Here is an 18,240-nt window from a genome sequence, read left to right as displayed (position 1 = left end):
CGTTATAGCGTTAGTTTTTTGTTGATATCTTCGACAAACTTTTTGAATTGTTTGTCTGTAGAAACTAAATTGTCAACAGTTTTGCAAGCGTGCAAAACGGTAGCGTGATCGCGATCTCCAATTTGTGAACCAATGTTTGCCAAAGAAGCTTTAGTGAATTTTTTTGCAAAGAACATAGCTAATTGTCTTGCTTGCACCACATGCCTCTTTCTGGTTTTAGATTGAAGTGTTTCAATATCTAATTGGAAATAATCAGAAACAATTTTTTGGATATAATCGATGGAGATTTCTCTCTTTACGTTTTTAACAAATTTCTCAACTACGCTTTTCGCCAGTTCAATTGTAACTTCTTTTTTATTGAAAGAAGACTGAGCGATTAGCGAGATAATTGCTCCTTCAAGCTCACGAACGTTAGTTTTGATGTTTCTTGCAACATATTCTAAAATATCTTCTGGCATATCAACACCGTCACGATACAAAATGTTTTTTAAGATTGAAATACGAGTTTCGTAATCTGGTTGATGCAATTCTGCAGATAACCCCCATTTGAAACGAGACAACAAACGTTGCTCGATATCTTGCATGTCAACAGGCGCTTTGTCTGAAGTTAAAATTACTTGTTTTCCGTTTTGGTGCAAGTAATTGAAAATGTGGAAGAAAACGTCCTGAGTTCCTGATTTTCCAGATAAAAACTGAACGTCGTCAATAATTAAAACGTCGATTAACTGATAAAAGTGAATAAAATCATTACGATTATTCTTTTTTACAGAGTCAATATATTGTTGTGTGAAAATTTCGGCAGAAATATATAAAACCGTTTTTTCAGGATATTTGTCTTTTACTTCAACACCAATAGCGTGCGCCAAGTGTGTTTTCCCTAAACCAACTCCTCCAAAAATTAATAATGGATTGAATGAAGTTCCTCCAGGTTTATTGGCAACAGCCATACCTGCAGAACGAGCCAAACGGTTTGAATCTCCTTCAAGGAAATTGTCAAAACTATAGTTTGGGTTTAGTTGCGATTCAATTTTTAGGTTTCTGATTCCCGGAATTACAAAAGGATTTTTTAGCTCAGGATTTAAGTTTTTAAACGGAGCGTCAACCTCTTGCGGTTTCATAGGCACTCTATTGGAACTTGGCAGCTGCTCGGTAAACGGCTGTTTATTTCCATAAGTGTTTTCCATTTTGATTTTATAGAGTAACTTTGCGTTTTTTCCTAGTTCTTTGGTAAGCGCAACTTTCAATAATTTAACATAGTGTTCCTCTAACCATTCGTAGAAGAATTTACTTGGTACCTGAATGTATAATGCGTTGTCGGTTAGCTCAACTGATTTGATTGGTTCGAACCAAGTTTTATAGGCTTGATCTTGAATATTGTCTTTTATAAAGGACAAACAGTTTTCCCATACCGATTGAGCAGTTTTAGTCATAGATTCAGATAAGTTTTTTATTATTGATAAAGATTCTCCTAATAAAAATGGAGCAAAATTTTTCCGTATTTCGGGATAACAAATATGTGAACAAATTTCTGTAAAAAAAAATATTTTGGGTCGAATTTTATAAAAAAAAAGTTGTAAAGGAACTGGAGGAATTTAATTTTTTTTAATCTATAAATAATGAAAAATCATCAAACGCAAGTGCGTGTTCGTTACTCAGAAACTGACCAAATGGGAGTTGTTTATCACGGAAATTATGTGCCATATTTTGAGATTGGACGCGTGGAATGGCTTAGAAATAAAGGGATTTCGTATGCTAGCATGGAAGAAAGCGGTATTGGACTCCCGATTGTTTCGATGCAAATTAATTATAAAAAATCAGCGCGCTATGATGAACTTTTAACAATTCATACTACCTTCAAAAGTCAGTCATCTGTAAAGATTGAATTCGACTGCGCGATCTATAATGAGGCAAATGAGTTATTAACAACAGCAGTGTTTATTTTAGTATTTATTTCGTTAAAAACGGGCCGCCCAACTGCCCCTCCAGATTACATTTTAGAATTGTTTAAAACATTAGAATAATTGTTAAAATGAGGTGTGTTTTTATAATAAATCACACAATTTTAATATCGATTTCAAACATTAAATCAAAAATGTCGAATATAGATTCGGCATTTTTTTTGCGTGTTTTTGTCCCAATTTTGCCAATTGGCAATCCGGAATTTTCATCAATTTCCATTTCTTGAGATGTAATTTCAAGTTTTTTTTCTTTGATGACACGCATTACTTTATTCATGTTTTTGTAATCAAAAGAGATCAAAAAATGTACGTCAATTGTCTTTTCAACAATTTCACAAACTTCCAGCGCCATTTGTGCGGTTGTTCGATAGGCTGTGATCAAACCGCCAGCGCCTAATTTTACTCCACCGAAAATACGAACCACGACCACAAGAATATTGGTCAAGCCAAAAGATTGAATCTGTCCATAAATGGGGGCGCCCGCAGTATTGCTGGGTTCGCCATCGTCATTTGCTCGATACGATATTTTTGGCGCTGTTCCTAGTTGATAAGCATAACAATAATGAACAGCATGCGGATGCGCTTTTTTTAAATCTTCAATAATCGGTTTTACTTCGTCTTCGCTTTCAATAGGAAAAGCATACCCAAAGAATTTGCTTCCTTTTTCCTTAAAAAGCACTTCCTCAGATTCAAATGCGATGGTTTGATAAGTATCGTTGTATTCCAAAATTGAAGTTCTGTATTTTTTTTAGCCACAGACTAAAAGGATTTAAAAAGATTTCTTTTGAAGGGAAATCAGCGTTAATCCTTTTAATCTGTGGCTTATGTTTTTATAATAATCCTTTGTCAAATAATTGAATCACATCTTCCTTTCCAACCTGCAAATTCCAAACTTTCAAGCCTAGTGCCGCCGCTGCGTCGGTGTTTTCTTTTTTGTCGTCAACAAATAAGGTTTGTTCAGGAATTAAATTATGTTCGTCGATTAAGTGTTGGTAAGAATTGGCGTTTGGTTTTCTTTTGCCAATCTCATACGAAAAATGGACTTTTTCAAAACAGTTGTAAAAATCGGTGTAAAAATCAACGCCAACTCTGTTTTGAAAAGTAGTAATATGAATTGCATCTGTATTACTTAATAGGAACAGACGGTATTTTTTTGAAAGTTCTTTTAAGAACTCTAATCGGTACGAAGGGAAATCGGCTAAAACGGCGTTCCAAGCTTCCATGATTTCTTCAATAGACGCATTTGGGAGTTCTTTTTGAAATCCGCCAATAAAATCATCGTGAGAGATATCTCCAGTTTCAAACAATAAATTCAAACGATCCATTTCTGAATTCCATTCGGTCATTCCTAAATTTTTCAGTCCTGAAATAGTTCCTTGTTTGTCTAAATTGATGAAAATATCGCCAAAGTCAAAAATTATCGTATCAATCATGGTTTCTTATATATAGTAATTCGTCGTTTTGTATAGTTGTTTTTTGAGTGTTCTTTTTCTGAATAATTGGCGCTTTTGTTCCTTTTTCAAAAGTATTTGTTCCGATGAAAACTCGGGCTTCGTCCCACAAATCTGAATCGATAAAAGATTGCAAGGTTTGTCTTCCGCCTTCGATAATTACGGACTGAATTTGATGTTGATATAAAACATCTAAAATCTGAGAGACTAAATTTTCATTGAAATCAACTTTCTCAAAAATGGTGTTTTCGGTAGAAATATTGTTCTCTGATTTTGAAAATACAATTGTTTTTACACTATCATCAAAAACAAAACTGTCTTTTGAGATTCGGTTATTCTGATCCAAAACCACTCGAACGGGATTATTTCCTGACCAATCTCGGGTATTTAATTTCGGATTATCGTCAATAACGGTTTTTGTTCCAGCCAAAATTGCTTGTTCTTCGCTTCGCCATTTATGGACCAATTGTCTTGAATATTGGTTGGTAATCCAAACAGGTTTGCGTTCTTGATTGGTTTCTTTTTCGGGCGCTAAAAATCCGTCTTGGCTTTCGGCCCATTTCAATATTATATAAGGTCTCTTTTTTTGATGAAAGGTAAAAAAGCGTTTGTTGAGCTCGTTGCATTCATCTTCTAAAATTCCAACCGTTACAGTCGCACCAGCTTCGATTAATTTTTTGATTCCTCGTCCAGCTACTTTTTCATTCGGGTCAACAGTTCCAACAACTACATTCGGAATTTTATTTGCGATAATTAAATCACAACAAGGAGGCGTTTTTCCAAAATGACTGCAAGGTTCCAAACTCACATAAATGGTAGCTTTTTTTAAAAGGGATTTATCCTTTACGGAATTTACAGCATTGACTTCAGCATGTGGTTCGCCGGATTTTTTGTGCCATCCTTCGCCAATTATTTTGCCTTCGTGAACAATTACGCTTCCCACCATCGGATTTGGATAAGTAGTTCCAAAACCGTTTTGAGCAAGTTCAATGCAGCGTTTTATGTATTTTTCATGTGTATTCACGTTGCAAAAATAGTGATTTTTGATTTTAATCCCGATAGTTAACAGTATAGTTGAGCAACTATCAAAAAAGTATTTTTACTTTTGTAGTTATAGTACACGAATAAAGAATCATGGAAAATTGCATAATCCGAGCGATTAAAAAAGAAGACAATAAGGCAGTTGCACAATTAATACGATCTGTTTTTGATGAAATGGAAATTCCAAAAGTAGGAACAGCATATGCAGATCCTTATCTTGATTTAATGTTTGAAGAATATAACAAACCAAAATCTGTTTATTTTGTAGTTGAAAATGAAGGTGAAATTGTGGGATGTTGCGGTATTGCGCCTTTAGAAAATGGTGCTCCAGAAATTTGTGAATTGCAGAAAATGTATTTTTTGCCTAAAACAAGAGGTTTAGGAATTGGAAGCCAAATGATGGAGAAATGCCTAAACGAAGCAAGGAATTTTGGTTTTGAAAAATGTTATATCGAAACTATGCCATTTATGCATGCCGCTCAGAAATTATACAAAAAATCAGGTTTTGAATATTTAGACGCTCCTTTGGGGTGTACGGGGCATAGTTCTTGTCCGGTTTGGATGTTGAAAGTTTTGTGAAATCTTGTAACAAATCAGATTTTTCAATACTTATTTGAAAGAAAAATCAGCTTTTGCTGAAAAAAGTAGAAACCAGAAATGAAAATTAAACAATATAGGACTCAATTTATAAAAGAATTATCGCCTTTGTATGATGCATATGAAGCGGAGAGTTTTTTCTATTTGATATTAGAAGACAAGCATAAATTGCGGCAGATTGATTTGGCCTTGAACCATGAACTAAATTTTTCTGAAAAGGATTTTATAGTTTGGGATTCGTTATTGGACGATTTAAAAAATGAAGTTCCGATTCAATATTTGCTGGGAAAAACCAGTTTTTATGGTTTAGATTTTGAAGTAAACGAAAATGTTTTGATTCCAAGGCCTGAAACCGAAGAATTGGTGGAGTGGATTGTCAATGAAAATAAAGGAAGATCTAAGGAAATCAAAATTTTGGATATTGGAACAGGCAGCGGTTGTATTGCTATTTCATTGGCGAAAAATCTTCCAAAGGCGAAGGTTTATGCAATTGATGTTTCAAAAAAAGCATTGGATACTGCAAAAAGAAATGCGATAAACAATAATGTCGATGTTACTTTTATGCTGAAAGATATTTTGGAATTGGAAATATTGAAATCCGATTATGACATTATTGTTTCAAATCCACCTTATGTTCGAAATTTAGAAAAAGCCGAAATCAAAAAGAATGTTCTAGATTTTGAACCACATTTGGCTCTGTTTGTTGATGATAATGACGCATTGATTTTTTACCGAAAAATTGCTGCACTGGCACAGAAAAATCTTTTAGAAAACGGGCAATTGTATTTTGAAATCAATCAATATCTTGGGAAAGAAATGATTGATTTGCTTGAAAGGATGAATTTCAAAAACATCGAACTCCGAAAGGATATTTACGATAATGACAGAATGATTTCCTGCAAGGTTTTCAAAACCTTGTAGGTATTCGTCAACTTATTTAAACCTGCAAATAGATCATCTCTAACTAATTTAAACCTACAAGGTTTTGAAAACCTTGCAGGAACGTTTGTAGAATTATTTTGGATGTTTCTCGAAAAAAATGAGACTTCTAATTTAGCCCCGATAGAAGTGGAAATCCTTTTATGCCGGGGTTCGGCATAAAAGATTGAAACGGATAGCGGGACGGGTCTTGTTTTGGAAACTTTATTTCTGCTTCAAAAGAAAATTATTCATATCGCAAAGCTTCAATTGGATCTAATTTAGAAGCCTTAATTGCAGGATATAATCCGGAAACTATTGCAACGGTGAAGCTTGTCGCAAAAGCGGCAAAAATAGCACCCCACGGAATGACAAAAGCAAACTTCATTGCTGTGGCAATGGCAAAACCAAGCAGAATCCCAATGATGATTCCGACCAATCCGCCAATTTGGCCAATGAGCATGGTTTCAATAAAAAATTGAGTAGAAATAGTTGTTTTTGTGGCGCCCAAAGCTTTTCGAACTCCAATTTCTCGAGTTCGTTCTGTAACCGAAACAATCATGATATTCATTAAGGCAATTGATGATCCAAGAATTGTAATAATACTGATAATCCATGAAGCCCAACCTAAATATTGTGTGATTCCTAGAATACGATTTATCAAATCATCGCTTCGGCCCATTCCGAAATTATTGTCTCGAACAGGATTTAATTTGCGAACTCTTCGCATTACACTAGTTGCATTGTCGATCGCGGGATCTAAAAGTTCTTTTTTAGAAACCATGACACTAATGGTGTAGTTTATATTTGGTGCTGTGAATAAAGAACGCGCCACTTGAATTGGAATCAACACACGCAAATCTTGACTGTGTCCAAACGTAGAACCTTTTTCTTTTAATACGCCAATTACTTTGAAACGTGCACCTCTGATTGAAATAATTTTGTCGATTGGGTTGACATCTTTCAATAAGCCTTTCTCAAAATCAGAACCAACAATGCAAGAATACGTGTTGTTGTCGATGTCAAATTGATTGAAAGAACGGCCAGAAGTGGTTTCCAGACCAGAATTCGAAATGAAATGTTCATCGACGCCCAAAATGGTGATTTCAGGATCTGTTTTTTCGCCTAAAAATTTGACTTCAGCTTTTGAAGTTGCAGTAAATGAAAGAGAAGTTTCTGTAAATGGATATTTGTATTTGTTTTTAAAAGCAACAGCTTCAGGATAGGAAATAATCGGGTTTATGATTTCTCGTTCTTTTCCGCCACGGTTTTTAAGATTGTTTTCGTATTGGTTGATGTTGAACGTGTTGGCGCCCATTGAGGCGAAATTGGTCGAAACGGTATTTTCCAAAGCCGTAACAACGGTCAAGATTCCAACCAAGGCCGTAATTCCGATAGCAATAATTAATACGGTAAGAATGGTTCTCAGAATTTGAGTTTTGATGGAACCAAAAGCAATTCGGATATTTTCTTTAAATAATTTTAGCATCATGACCAATTTGACACGAAAATACGGTTTTTGTTACAAGTTTGTTTTCCAAGTGTTATTATTTATTTTAAAAAGTAAGATATTTGCAGTCGATTTTAAATTAAGTCGAAAGTTGGAAAGTTTTAATGTCGAAAGCCAAAAGAACTAACAGCCTGAAAAAAATCTAGAAATAAATTAATACTATAAGATTTTTAGATAAAGATTGGAACAATCTAAAATCTAAAATCAGAAATCTAAAATAAAAGAAGATGGCTTCAAAACCAAGTATCCCAAAAGGAACCAGAGATTTTTCACCTGCAGAGGTGTCAAAACGTCAATATATTATTCAAACTATAAAAGCGAATTTCGAGAAATTTGGTTTCCAACCAATCGAAACGCCTTCGTTTGAAAATTCAGATACTTTGATGGGAAAATATGGCGAAGAAGGAGATCGTCTTATTTTTAAAATCTTAAACTCTGGAAACTTTTTCTACAATAAAAGTAAAATTGAATTGCCAGAATCAATTGAGGAATTACAGTTGAATTCTGCTGAAAAAATCAGTTTAGAGCAAAGAATTGAATTGAATAAATTCACAGGAAAAATTTCTGAAAAAGCTTTGCGTTACGATTTGACAGTTCCGTTTGCAAGATACGTGGTACAACACCAAAGCGAAATTGAATTTCCTTTTAAAAGATACCAAATCCAACCCGTTTGGAGAGCTGATAATCCACAAAAAGGACGTTTTAGAGAATTTTTTCAATGCGATGCTGATGTCGTAGGTTCAAAATCACTTTGGCAAGAAGTAGAATTGGTGCAATTGTACGATACTGTTTTTACTTCTTTAGGTTTAGAAGGTGTTACAATCAAAATCAACAACAGAAAAATTTTGTCAGGAATTGCTGAGGTAATTGGTGCTTCAGATAAATTAATCGATTTTACAGTTGCGCTAGACAAATTGGATAAAATTGGAGAAGATGGTGTAAAGAAAGAAATGGTTGAAAAAGGAATCTCTGAAGAAGCTTTAGTAAAAGTACAACCGCTTTTCAGTTTCTCTGGAACTTTTGCAGACAAAATTGCACAGCTTTCTGAAATGTTGTCTTCATCGGAAGAAGGAATGAAAGGTGTGGAAGAATTGAAATTTATTTGCGACAATGTGGCCGATTTAGGTTTGTCAACTGCAATTTTAGATCTAGATGTGACTTTGGCACGTGGCTTAAATTATTATACAGGAGCTATTTTTGAAGTTGCAGCTCCAAAAACCGTTGCTATGGGTTCTATTGGAGGTGGCGGAAGATATGATGATTTGACTGGTATTTTTGGTTTGAAAAATATGAGTGGAGTTGGAATTTCTTTTGGACTTGACAGAATCTATTTAGTGCTTGAAGAATTACAATTATTTCCAGAAACAGTTTCGGCAACATCAAAAGCAATGTTTATCAATTATGGAGACAAAGAAGCTTTGTATGCTTCAAAAGCGATTCAGAAATTGAGAAAAGAAAATATAAAAGTAGAATTGTATCCTGACAATGTAAAAGTTGGAAAGCAATTTCAATATGCGGACAAACGTTTGATTCCGTTTGCGGTAATCGCTGGCGATCAGGAAATTGCGTCAAATACGTTTGCGCTTAAAAATTTAGTAACAGGTGAGCAAGTTTCTGTTGATTTTGATGGATTGAAAAACGCATTGATCTAAGGGGCATTGGATTAAAAAATATTTCACGCAGATTTTTGCAGAGTTAAGCAGATTGCAAATGATTTTAATTTTTAAAAATCTGTGTATATCTGCTTAAATCCTTTTTAAATCTGCGTGAAATAATTTGGCAAAAAAAATGTGTTTTTTTTTGTGTAGAATTTTCAATAAAAATGGTTTTCTTTTAGCCAGATTATGAGAAGCTTATGAGATTTTATCGGGTTTTAATTGAATAAAAATCTGTTTGAATCTGTTGAAAGCCTTTTAAAATCTGCTTGAAATAGTTGCGGGGCAAGAAAAAATACTCTTAATTTGCGACCTCAAGTTACGGGCGTAGTTCAAGGGTAGAATAGCGGTCTCCAAAACCGTTGATGGGGGTTCGAATCCCTCCGCCCGTGCAAAAAAGCTCAAACATAAAAAAAAGCTTCGTCTCTATAGGCGAAGCTTTTTTTAATATAAGGTAAATTTGAATTAATAATTATTTATTAGGCTATAGCCAACCCTTAAATTCAATTTTGATAGATAATAGATTTTGTCTTTATTTACATCTCAAAGATAAAATAAACTATAACGTAATAGTCTTAAAATTATACTAAATTTTTTTGAGGCAAATTTGGTTTTTAAAGCGCTCAGTTTTAATAAAGTGACAATTTGACATTTTAGAAATTTTGGCAGTACTTTTGCAATCCAACAAAAAGAAATAAAAATGAAGTTTAAGAATATTTTTAAAAATAAAAGTAATATGACTACGGAAAATACAGAATTCGATCAGGAATTAGACGATGTAACGTTAGAGAACAATGCCAACGGAGAGCAGTTAATTGTTGAAGAATTAAGTGTTGAGGAGCAATTAGCTAAAGACTTGGCTCACGAAAAAGATAAGTTTTTGAGATTATTTGCTGAATTTGAAAATTACAAAAAAAGAACTTCAAAAGAACGTCTTGAATTGTTTAAAACAGCAAACCAAGAAGTTTTGTTGGCTATGCTTCCAGTTTTAGACGATTTTGACAGAGCGGCAGTAGAAATCAACAAGTCAGATGACGAAAACTTGAAAAAAGGTGTTGAGTTGATTCATGATAAATTTAAAAACACTTTGGTTTCTAAAGGTTTAGAGCAAGTTGAAATTCAAGCAGGAGATGCTTTCAACGCTGATATCGCTGAAGCAATTACTCAAATTCCAGCTCCGTCTGACAAATTAAAAGGGAAAATTGTTGATGTTATTGAAAAAGGATACAAATTAGGAGACAAAATTATTCGTTTCCCTAAAGTTGTTGTAGGAAACTAAAAGATGCAATTAAGAATTTCAAATGCATTTTTTGGATTTTGGAATTTTAAGATTTGGAATTTGATTCAATTATGAAAAAAGATTTTTACGAAATACTTGGCATTTCAAAAAATGCTGATGCTGCCGAAATTAAAAAAGCGTACAGAAAAAGTGCTTTAAAATATCACCCTGATAAAAATCCAGGCGACAAAGAGGCAGAAGAAAACTTCAAATTGGCGGCAGAAGCTTATGAAGTTTTAAGCGATCCGCAGAAAAAAGCGAAATACGATCAATACGGACATCAAGCATTTGATGGTTCTGGCGGATTTGGCGGTCACGGCGGTATGAATATGGATGACATTTTCAGCCAGTTTGGTGATATTTTTGGTGGCGGATTTGGCGGATTTGGCGGCGGAGGCGGAGGCCCACGTCGTGCTAAAGGAAGCAATCTTCGAATTAAAGTAAAATTGACTTTAGAAGAAATTGCAAATGGAGTTGAGAAAAAAGTAAAAGTAAAACGTAAAGTTCAGGCAAAAGGCGTAACGTATAAAACTTGTACGACTTGTAATGGTCAAGGTCAAGTAATGCGTGTAACCAATACCATTTTAGGAAGAATGCAATCTGCATCTACTTGTCCTACTTGTGGTGGTTCTGGTCAGATTTTAGATAAAAAACCTTCTGAGGCAGATGCTCAAGGGATGGTTCAAGAAGACGAGACAGTATCAATCAAAATTCCTGCTGGAGTTGTTGACGGAATGCAGTTAAAAGTTGCTAATAAAGGTAACGATGCTCCAGGAAACAGTATTCCAGGAGATTTAATTGTAGCGATTGAAGAGGTTGAGCACGAATTCTTGAAGCGTGAAGGTGAAAACATTCATTTCGATTTATATATCAGTTTCCCTGAAGCAGTTTTGGGAGCTTCGAAAGATATTGAAGCAATCAACGGAAAAGTGCGTATTAAATTGGAAGAAGGAATTCAGTCTGGAAAAATCTTAAGATTAAAAGGAAAAGGAATTCCGAGTTTAAATGGTTACGGAAGCGGTGATTTACTAGTTCACGTAAATGTTTGGACTCCAAAAACTTTAAATAAAGAACAAAAACAATTCTTTGAAAATGCTTTAAATGACGAGCACTTTGCTCCAAGTCCAGAGAAATCAGAGAAATCATTTTTTGAGAAAGTAAAAGATATGTTTTCATAAATCGAAACTTTTTTAAAAGATTATAAATAATCAAAAACCCATTCTAACATAAATTTAGGATGGGTTTTTTGCTGAATATTACGCAGATTCGCTACTAATTATTTACTTTTACAGTCGCTTAGCCATAATGGCATAAGCAACGCAGAAAATCTCAAAAACAGCATGAGCAACTTACTCGAAGTACATAAAGTCGTAAAACAATATGGCGATTATGTAGCGCTTAACGAAGTTTCATTAAATGTGCCGAAAGGCAGTATATATGGACTTTTAGGTCCGAATGGAGCTGGAAAAACCTCCCTAATCAGAATCATAAACCAAATTACATTGCCAGATAGTGGAGAGATAATTTTGGATGGAGAAAGATTACAGCCAAAACACGTACAAACTATTGGATATCTTCCAGAAGAAAGAGGTTTGTATAGCTCGATGAAAGTAGGGGAGCAATGTTTGTATTTGGCACAAATGAAAGGTCTTTCTAAGGCTGAAGCCAAAAAACAACTAGATTATTGGTTTGACCGTTTGGGAATTCAAGGTTGGTGGAACAAAAAAATCCAAGAGCTTTCTAAAGGAATGGCGCAGAAAATTCAGTTTGTCGTTTGTGTTTTGCATAAACCAAAATTGCTGATTTTAGATGAACCGTTCTCAGGATTTGATCCTGTAAATGCTAATGTTATTAAAGATGAAATTTTAGCTTTAAAGGAACAAGGTTCTACTATTATTTTTTCAACACATAGAATGGAAAGCGTTGAAGAACTTTGCGAAAATATTGCTTTGATTCATAAATCAAATAAATTGATCGAAGGTAAAATTGGCGATGTAAAACGTCAGTTTAGAACTAATAGTTTTGAAGTGGGAATCTTGACCAGCAATGTTGAAGGTTTAATGTACGATATTACACAAAAATTTACGGTTTCGCCGGCAAGCTTTAAATCTTTAAATGATGATTTGAAATTAAATATTCAAATAGGAAATGCTTCGCCAAATGAATTATTGCATGTGCTTACGCAACGTGGGCAAGTGACACATTTTGTGGAGAAAATTCCAAGTGTACACGATATTTTCATTCAAACTGTAACTGAAAACAAAAAATTAAATTCCAGTAATTAAATTCCAAATTCCAAATTTTTGACGTTGAAGTTGGAAGTTGGAAGTTGAGATTTGAAATTTAGAAATATTTATGAGTATTATCTCGTTGATTGTAAAAAGAGAATTTATTGCCAAAGTGCGCAATAAATCTTTTGTTGTCATGACTTTTTTGAGTCCGCTTTTGTTTGTGGCAATAGCTGTTTTTATTGGCTATTTGAGTTCGATGAAAGCCGAAACAAAACGTATTGCGATTCATGATGAAACCGGACTTTTTGCGTCTGACTTTTTAAAAGAAAATAAAAAGGGAGCTGAATTTAAATATTTGAATTTATCTGAAATTGATGTCAATGCTTTAAAAGATAGCATTACAAAAGAAAATTTCAGTGGGTTGATTGTTATTCCGAAAACAAATAATAAAAGAGATTTAGAAAGTAAAATCGAGTTTATTTCAAATAATAGTCCAAGTATTTCTTTCGTTGAAAAGACGCAAGATGTTATTGCTTCAAAAATTACAAAATTGAATTTGGAAGAAGCAAAATTAGATACTTTATCAATTCAGAAAGCGCAGTCAAAAGTAAATATTCATTTGGTGAAAGCTTCCGGAGAGGAAAGTTTGAAAGGTCTGAATGAAATTAAAATTGCGATTGGAGGTGCATTTGGTTATCTGATTATGATGTTCATTATTATTTACGGGAATATGGTGATGAGAAGCGTAATCGAAGAAAAAACAAACCGAATTATTGAAATTATCATTTCATCAGTAAAACCATTTCAGTTGATGATCGGAAAAATTGTTGGAACTTCATTGGCAGGAATTCTACAATTTATGATTTGGGCCGTTATTGGTTTGAGTTTGATGTTTGCCGCTTCGGCATTTTTTGGAGTAAATGTAGGTCCAGCTGCGAGAATTTCGCCTGAATTAATGCAGTCTGCTCAACATCAATTGTCAGGTTCAGCACAAATGTATATCGCAGAATTATGGAATTTACCGATTGCAAGCATCATAATCGGATTTGTAGTTTATTTCATAGGAGGATATTTTTTATATAGCTCATTTTATGCGGCAATTGGAGCTGCAGTTGACAATCAAACTGATTCGCAGCAATTTTTGTTACCAATCCTAATGCCTCTGATTTTGAGCGTTTATATTGGATTTTTTACAGTTGTAAATGATCCACACGGAACAGTTGCAGTTGCATTCTCAATGATTCCGCTAACGTCACCAATTGTGATGCTAATGCGTATTCCATTTGGAGTGCCGTGGTGGCAAATCGCAATTTCGGTATCATTATTGTTTGCTTCATTTTTCCTTGTGGTATGGTTCGCTGCAAAAATTTACCGCGTAGGTATTTTGATGTACGGCAAAAAACCGACTTGGAAAGAATTGTATAAGTGGCTTAAATATTAATTTTTGAAGGGGCTAAGGTTCTGAGGTGCTAAGATGCTAAGTTTTCTTGCTTAATAAAAACCTCAGAACCTTAGCGCCTTAGAAACTCAGAACCTTAAAAAAATGAGTAAAATACTAATTATCGAAGACGAAGCAGCGATCAGAAGAGTTTTGGTAAAAATATTATCAGAAGAAAATGATTCGTATCAAGTTGATGAAGCGGAAGATGGAGTTGCGGGACTTGAAAAAATAAAAAACAACGATTACGATTTGGTTTTGTGCGATATCAAAATGCCAAAAATGGACGGTGTTGAGGTTTTAGAAGAAGTGAAAAAAGTAAAACCTGAGATTCCAATGGTCATGATTTCGGGTCACGGAGATATGGAAACAGCAATTCAAACGATGCGTTTGGGGGCTTTTGATTATATCTCAAAACCACCAGATTTGAATCGTTTGTTAAATACGGTTCGTAATGCTTTGGATAAAAAACAATTAGTAGTTGAGAATAAAATCTTAAAGAAAAAAGTCAGCAAAAACTACGAAATGATTGGCGACAGTGAATCAATTAATCATATCAAAGTGATGATTGACAAAGTGGCGCAAACTGAAGCGAGAGTTTTGATTACTGGGCCAAATGGAACTGGAAAAGAATTAGTAGCACATCAATTGCACGAAAAAAGCGAACGCTCGAATTTTCCTTTAATTGAAGTAAACTGTGCGGCAATTCCGAGTGAATTGATCGAAAGTGAATTGTTTGGACACGTAAAAGGCGCTTTTACATCAGCAGTTAAGGATCGTGCAGGAAAGTTTGAAGCAGCAGACAAAGGAACTATTTTCTTGGATGAAATTGGTGATATGAGTCTTTCGGCGCAAGCCAAAGTTTTGCGTGCATTGCAAGAAAGCATGATTACCAGAGTTGGAGCTGATAAAGATATTAAGGTAGATGTTCGTGTTGTTGCGGCAACGAATAAAGACTTAAAAAAGGAAATTGCTGAAGGTCGTTTTCGTGAAGATTTGTACCATCGCTTGGCAGTAATTTTAATTAAAGTGCCACCTTTGAATGAGAGACGAGATGATATTCCAGCTTTGATTGCACATTTTTCGGAAAAAATTGCCTCAGAACAAGGAAATGCAGTTAAAGGATTTTCGGCGCAAGCCATAAAATTATTGCAAGAATACGATTGGACAGGAAATATTCGTGAACTTCGAAATGTCGTGGAGAGATTGATCATTTTAGGAGGAAATGAAATCTCGGAAAGCGACGTGAAAATGTTCGCAAGCAAATAAGTTGCTTCGCGCTTTAGGCTATAAGCTCTAGGCTTTAAGCTTTTATAAAAACTAAATAATTTTTGCTTGTAGCGTATAGCTTAAAGCTTAAAGCTAAAAAAAATGAAACTAAAAAAAATAAACGAGAAATTACAAGATGCCCTAATTGAAAATGGTTTGACAGAAGCTAATGCTTTGCAACAGGAAACTTTTTCAACCATTAAAAGTGGTGCAGATTGTTTAATTGTTTCGCCAAAAGGAACGGGAAAAACCACAACCATTGTCTTGAATGTAATTCAGCAATTGGCTGGTAAAAATGAAGAATCGCCTAGAGCTTTGATTATTGTTGAAGACAAAGAAAAGGTTTTGGCAATGGAAGAACTTTTTGATAAGTATAATAAATATACCAATCTTGAAGTGTACGGAGTTCACGACAAAGGCGATATGGATTATGATAAAAATTATGTTTCTACTGGAATTGATGTTTTGATTGGAACACCAACCAAGTTGAATGACATGTTCAGTACGGCAGGTTACAATGTAAATCGTCTTAAAATGTTTATTCTAGATGATGCAGATCCGATTTTGAAATTGCGTCATGATCCAAAAATTACTCGTATTTCTAATAGTATTGCCAAAGTGCAACGAATTATCTTTGCTGAGGATTTGACAGAAAGAATCGAGATTTTGGCAGACAAAATAATGATTGAGCCGTATTTGTTTGATATGGAAGAGGAAGACGACGAAGAATTTGATGAAGAAGAAGATGAGGAGCTTGATGAAGAGGAAGATGACAAAGAAGAGGAATAAATTAATGTAAAATTACAATCCCGGTTTTCAGTATCAGTGACTGGAAAGCGGGATTTTTTATAAATAGTTTTAGTACGCGGTTTAATTGAGAACTCTGACTGAGACTGAAAACTTAATAACAAAATAGATTATCATGGGATTAATGAAGGTGTTTTCTGGAAGTGAAGTTTTGGCACTTGCTATACAAGAAAGATTAGAAGAAGCTGGTGTGGAAACAGTAAAAAAAGACAATATTCAATCTGCACGTTTGGGAGGTTTTGGCGGAACAGATTTAGCAGTTGAAGTTTTTATTCAAGAGACTGATTTTGCGAAAGCAAATCCAGTTATAGAGAAATTTAGAATGAGCCTTTAAAGAGAGTTCTCAGTTGCAGTAAAACCTGAAAACTGTGACTGAAAATGGAAGACCAAGTAAAGTATGGAGATTTTAAAAACAATTAAATTTTTGGTATTGGTGCTTTTGTGCTTTTTCCTGATTATTTATATTTTGATGATTTCCTATTTTTATTTCAATCAAGTTGATTTGGTTTTTCACAGCTCTAAACTGCCGAAAGATTACAAGTTTGATTATCAGCAAAAATTTGAAGAGATAAATATTTCGTCTTTTGACGGAAATAATCTTCACGGCTTATTATTTAGAGCTGAAAATTCAAAAGGGCTTGTTTTTTATCTTCACGGAAACGCAGGGACGCTTGAAACTTGGGGCAAAATAGCCAAAATATATACTTCGTTGGGGTATGATATTTTCATTTTAGACTACAGAAGTTTCGGTAAAAGCGAGGGTGAAATTGAAAATGAAGAACAAGTAAGCAAAGATATTTCGGTTGCTTATAAAAAGTTAGCTGAAAAATATGCTGAAAACAAAATTATAATTGCGGGATATTCCATAGGCTCTGGTTTTGCTGCTAAATTGGCTTTAGAAAATAATCCTAAAACTTTGATTCTTCAAGCGCCGTATTATAATTTTTTGGAATTGTCGAGTTCAAAAGCCCCATTTTTTCCTGATTTCTTGAAGAAGTTTAGTCTAGAAACTAATCTTTATCTTCCGAAAATTAAAAGCCCAATTTATATTTTTCACGGAACTGACGATCAATTGATTCCTATTGATAATTCGATCCGATTAAAAAAGTTGCTGAAATCAAATGCTCATTTTTATCCGCTGAAAAATCAAGAGCATATTGGCGTAAATGAAAATGAAGAATTTCAAAAACAGTTAAAAATAATATTAGAATAAATTACAAGTCTCACTTTCAGTTTTCAGCACTGAAAACTAAAAATGAGGCGGAAAACTAAATATAAAAATGCAATATAAAATGTTAGTGCTCGACATGGATGATACCTTGTTGACAGATGATCATAGAATTTCAGATTTAAACAAAAAAGTATTATTAGAGGCGCAAGCAAAAGGAGTTTATGTGGTTTTGGCCTCTGGCCGTCCAACTTCGGCAATGACCGCTTATGCAAAAGAGCTTGAAATGGACTTGAATGATTCGTATATCATTTCATTTAATGGTGCCATAATCAGCCAAGCAAAAGATGATTTGGTGTTGTTTGAACAAAAATTGACAGTCGAGCAAATTCACGATCTATATGATTATAGCGTGAAAATGAATACGCATATCATCACCTATTTAGATGACGAAATTATAAGTGAAACCGATTCTGAATTTATTGAAGTAGAAAAAGAAATTACAGGAATGGCGCATCTTAAAGTTTCGAGTTTTAAAGATTATGTGGATAGACCCGCCGTAAAATGTATTTTATTGCAAGAGCCTGCTTATTTAAAAACATTAGAAAATGATTTGAAAACGGCAATGCCTCATTTGAGTGTGTCGATGTCGAAACCATTTTTCTTGGAAGCGGCGCAACAAGGCATAGATAAGGCTGCTAGTTTGAAAATTTTGGCAGATAAGCTCGGAATTCATCAAAGTGAAATAATCGCCGTTGGAAACGCTGGAAACGATTTAACGATGATTGAATATGCTGGACTTGGTGTTTGGGTTGATAACGTGACTCCAGAATTGCGTGATAAAGCCGATTTGATTGTAGCTTCAAACAATAATGATGGAGTGGCAGAAGTAGTGCAAAAATATATCTTAAATTAAAT

At 34.2% G+C, this 18,240-nt stretch carries 18 protein-coding genes and 1 tRNA gene; 14 read left to right on the top strand and 5 right to left on the bottom strand.

What is annotated here, in order from left to right; translation table 11 throughout:
* Nucleotides 1-2 precede the first annotated feature (2 nt).
* Nucleotides 3-1,430 carry a chromosomal replication initiator protein DnaA gene (dnaA, locus tag AAYQ19_RS08890; protein ID WP_026727948.1) on the bottom strand — a complete coding sequence of 476 codons (1,428 nt, stop codon included), beginning with the start codon at nucleotides 1,428-1,430 and terminating at the stop codon, nucleotides 3-5.
* Nucleotides 1,431-1,616: 186 nt separating this feature from the next.
* Between dnaA and AAYQ19_RS08885 the strand changes: the two genes are divergently transcribed.
* The gene (locus AAYQ19_RS08885) at nucleotides 1,617-2,021 is read left to right on the top strand and encodes an acyl-CoA thioesterase (protein WP_026727949.1); all 405 of its coding nucleotides are present in this window, start codon (nucleotides 1,617-1,619) and stop codon (nucleotides 2,019-2,021) included.
* A 31-nt stretch (nucleotides 2,022-2,052) separates the two neighbouring features.
* Here the strand turns inward: AAYQ19_RS08885 and AAYQ19_RS08880 are convergent, their stop codons facing one another.
* The 3 genes from AAYQ19_RS08880 to ribD all read right to left on the bottom strand — a co-directional run bounded on the left by AAYQ19_RS08880 (nucleotide 2,053) and on the right by ribD (nucleotide 4,433).
* On the bottom strand, nucleotides 2,053-2,685 hold the full coding sequence (locus AAYQ19_RS08880) for an IMPACT family protein (protein WP_343535880.1): 633 nt from the start codon (nucleotides 2,683-2,685) through the stop codon (nucleotides 2,053-2,055).
* 103 nt (nucleotides 2,686-2,788) lie between these two features.
* The gene (locus tag AAYQ19_RS08875) at nucleotides 2,789-3,391 is read right to left on the bottom strand and encodes an HAD family hydrolase (RefSeq protein WP_343535879.1); all 603 of its coding nucleotides are present in this window, start codon (nucleotides 3,389-3,391) and stop codon (nucleotides 2,789-2,791) included.
* A complete protein-coding gene (gene ribD / locus AAYQ19_RS08870) occupies nucleotides 3,384-4,433 on the bottom strand; it encodes a bifunctional diaminohydroxyphosphoribosylaminopyrimidine deaminase/5-amino-6-(5-phosphoribosylamino)uracil reductase RibD (RefSeq protein ID WP_343535878.1) in 1,050 nt (349 codons plus the stop codon). Before ribD ends, AAYQ19_RS08875 begins: the two co-directional genes overlap by 8 nt.
* 110 nt (nucleotides 4,434-4,543) lie before the next feature.
* On the opposite strand from ribD, the gene AAYQ19_RS08865 reads away from it, so the two are divergent.
* A complete protein-coding gene (locus AAYQ19_RS08865; protein WP_343535877.1) occupies nucleotides 4,544-5,029 on the top strand; it encodes a GNAT family N-acetyltransferase in 486 nt (161 codons plus the stop codon).
* 78 nt (nucleotides 5,030-5,107) lie between these two features.
* Nucleotides 5,108-5,968 carry a peptide chain release factor N(5)-glutamine methyltransferase gene (gene prmC, locus AAYQ19_RS08860; protein ID WP_343535876.1) on the top strand — a complete coding sequence of 287 codons (861 nt, stop codon included), beginning with the start codon at nucleotides 5,108-5,110 and terminating at the stop codon, nucleotides 5,966-5,968.
* A 244-nt stretch (nucleotides 5,969-6,212) separates the two neighbouring features.
* On the opposite strand, the gene AAYQ19_RS08855 is transcribed toward prmC, so the two are convergent.
* Nucleotides 6,213-7,457 (bottom strand): ABC transporter permease, encoded by a 1,245-nt coding sequence (locus tag AAYQ19_RS08855; RefSeq protein WP_343535875.1) that lies wholly within the window; start codon nucleotides 7,455-7,457, stop codon nucleotides 6,213-6,215.
* A 245-nt stretch (nucleotides 7,458-7,702) separates the two neighbouring features.
* Here AAYQ19_RS08855 and hisS point away from each other — a divergent pair, with 245 nt between their 5' ends.
* The 11 genes from hisS (at nucleotide 7,703) to AAYQ19_RS08800 (ending at nucleotide 18,238) form a co-directional block, all read left to right on the top strand.
* Nucleotides 7,703-9,127 (top strand): histidine--tRNA ligase, encoded by a 1,425-nt coding sequence (gene hisS, locus AAYQ19_RS08850; protein ID WP_343535874.1) that lies wholly within the window; start codon nucleotides 7,703-7,705, stop codon nucleotides 9,125-9,127.
* A gap of 324 nt (nucleotides 9,128-9,451) precedes the next feature.
* Nucleotides 9,452-9,522, top strand: a tRNA-Trp gene (locus AAYQ19_RS08845).
* 308 nt (nucleotides 9,523-9,830) lie between these two features.
* On the top strand, nucleotides 9,831-10,409 hold the full coding sequence (locus tag AAYQ19_RS08840) for a nucleotide exchange factor GrpE (protein WP_343535873.1): 579 nt from the start codon (nucleotides 9,831-9,833) through the stop codon (nucleotides 10,407-10,409).
* Between the two features lie 71 nt (nucleotides 10,410-10,480).
* Entirely contained in the window at nucleotides 10,481-11,587 is a 1,107-nt protein-coding gene (gene dnaJ / locus AAYQ19_RS08835) for a molecular chaperone DnaJ (RefSeq protein WP_343535872.1), read from the top strand.
* 162 nt (nucleotides 11,588-11,749) lie between these two features.
* Nucleotides 11,750-12,694 carry an ABC transporter ATP-binding protein gene (locus AAYQ19_RS08830; protein WP_343535871.1) on the top strand — a complete coding sequence of 315 codons (945 nt, stop codon included), beginning with the start codon at nucleotides 11,750-11,752 and terminating at the stop codon, nucleotides 12,692-12,694.
* A 70-nt stretch (nucleotides 12,695-12,764) separates the two neighbouring features.
* Complete coding sequence (locus AAYQ19_RS08825; RefSeq protein WP_343535870.1) at nucleotides 12,765-14,081, top strand: ABC transporter permease; 1,317 nt, start codon at nucleotides 12,765-12,767, stop codon at nucleotides 14,079-14,081.
* Nucleotides 14,082-14,183: 102 nt separating this feature from the next.
* Nucleotides 14,184-15,347, top strand: coding sequence for a sigma-54-dependent transcriptional regulator (locus AAYQ19_RS08820; protein WP_343535869.1), 1,164 nt, complete (start codon nucleotides 14,184-14,186; stop codon nucleotides 15,345-15,347).
* Nucleotides 15,348-15,449: 102 nt separating this feature from the next.
* Nucleotides 15,450-16,136, top strand: coding sequence for a DEAD/DEAH box helicase (locus AAYQ19_RS08815; protein WP_343535868.1), 687 nt, complete (start codon nucleotides 15,450-15,452; stop codon nucleotides 16,134-16,136).
* Nucleotides 16,137-16,269: 133 nt separating this feature from the next.
* On the top strand, nucleotides 16,270-16,488 hold the full coding sequence (locus AAYQ19_RS08810) for a putative signal transducing protein (protein ID WP_343535867.1): 219 nt from the start codon (nucleotides 16,270-16,272) through the stop codon (nucleotides 16,486-16,488).
* Nucleotides 16,489-16,551: 63 nt separating this feature from the next.
* Nucleotides 16,552-17,367, top strand: a complete 816-nt coding sequence (locus tag AAYQ19_RS08805; protein WP_343535866.1) for an alpha/beta hydrolase — start codon at nucleotides 16,552-16,554, stop codon at nucleotides 17,365-17,367.
* 79 nt (nucleotides 17,368-17,446) lie between these two features.
* Nucleotides 17,447-18,238: a Cof-type HAD-IIB family hydrolase gene (locus AAYQ19_RS08800; protein ID WP_343535865.1), complete on the top strand. Its 792-nt coding sequence runs from the start codon at nucleotides 17,447-17,449 to the stop codon at nucleotides 18,236-18,238.
* Nucleotides 18,239-18,240 lie beyond the last annotated feature (2 nt).

The organism is Flavobacterium mesophilum (assembly GCF_039581405.1).
GTDB lineage: Bacteria > Bacteroidota > Bacteroidia > Flavobacteriales > Flavobacteriaceae > Flavobacterium.
The sequence above is the reverse complement of the archived record's forward strand: the minus strand, read 5'-3'. Positions and strand labels throughout refer to the sequence as shown.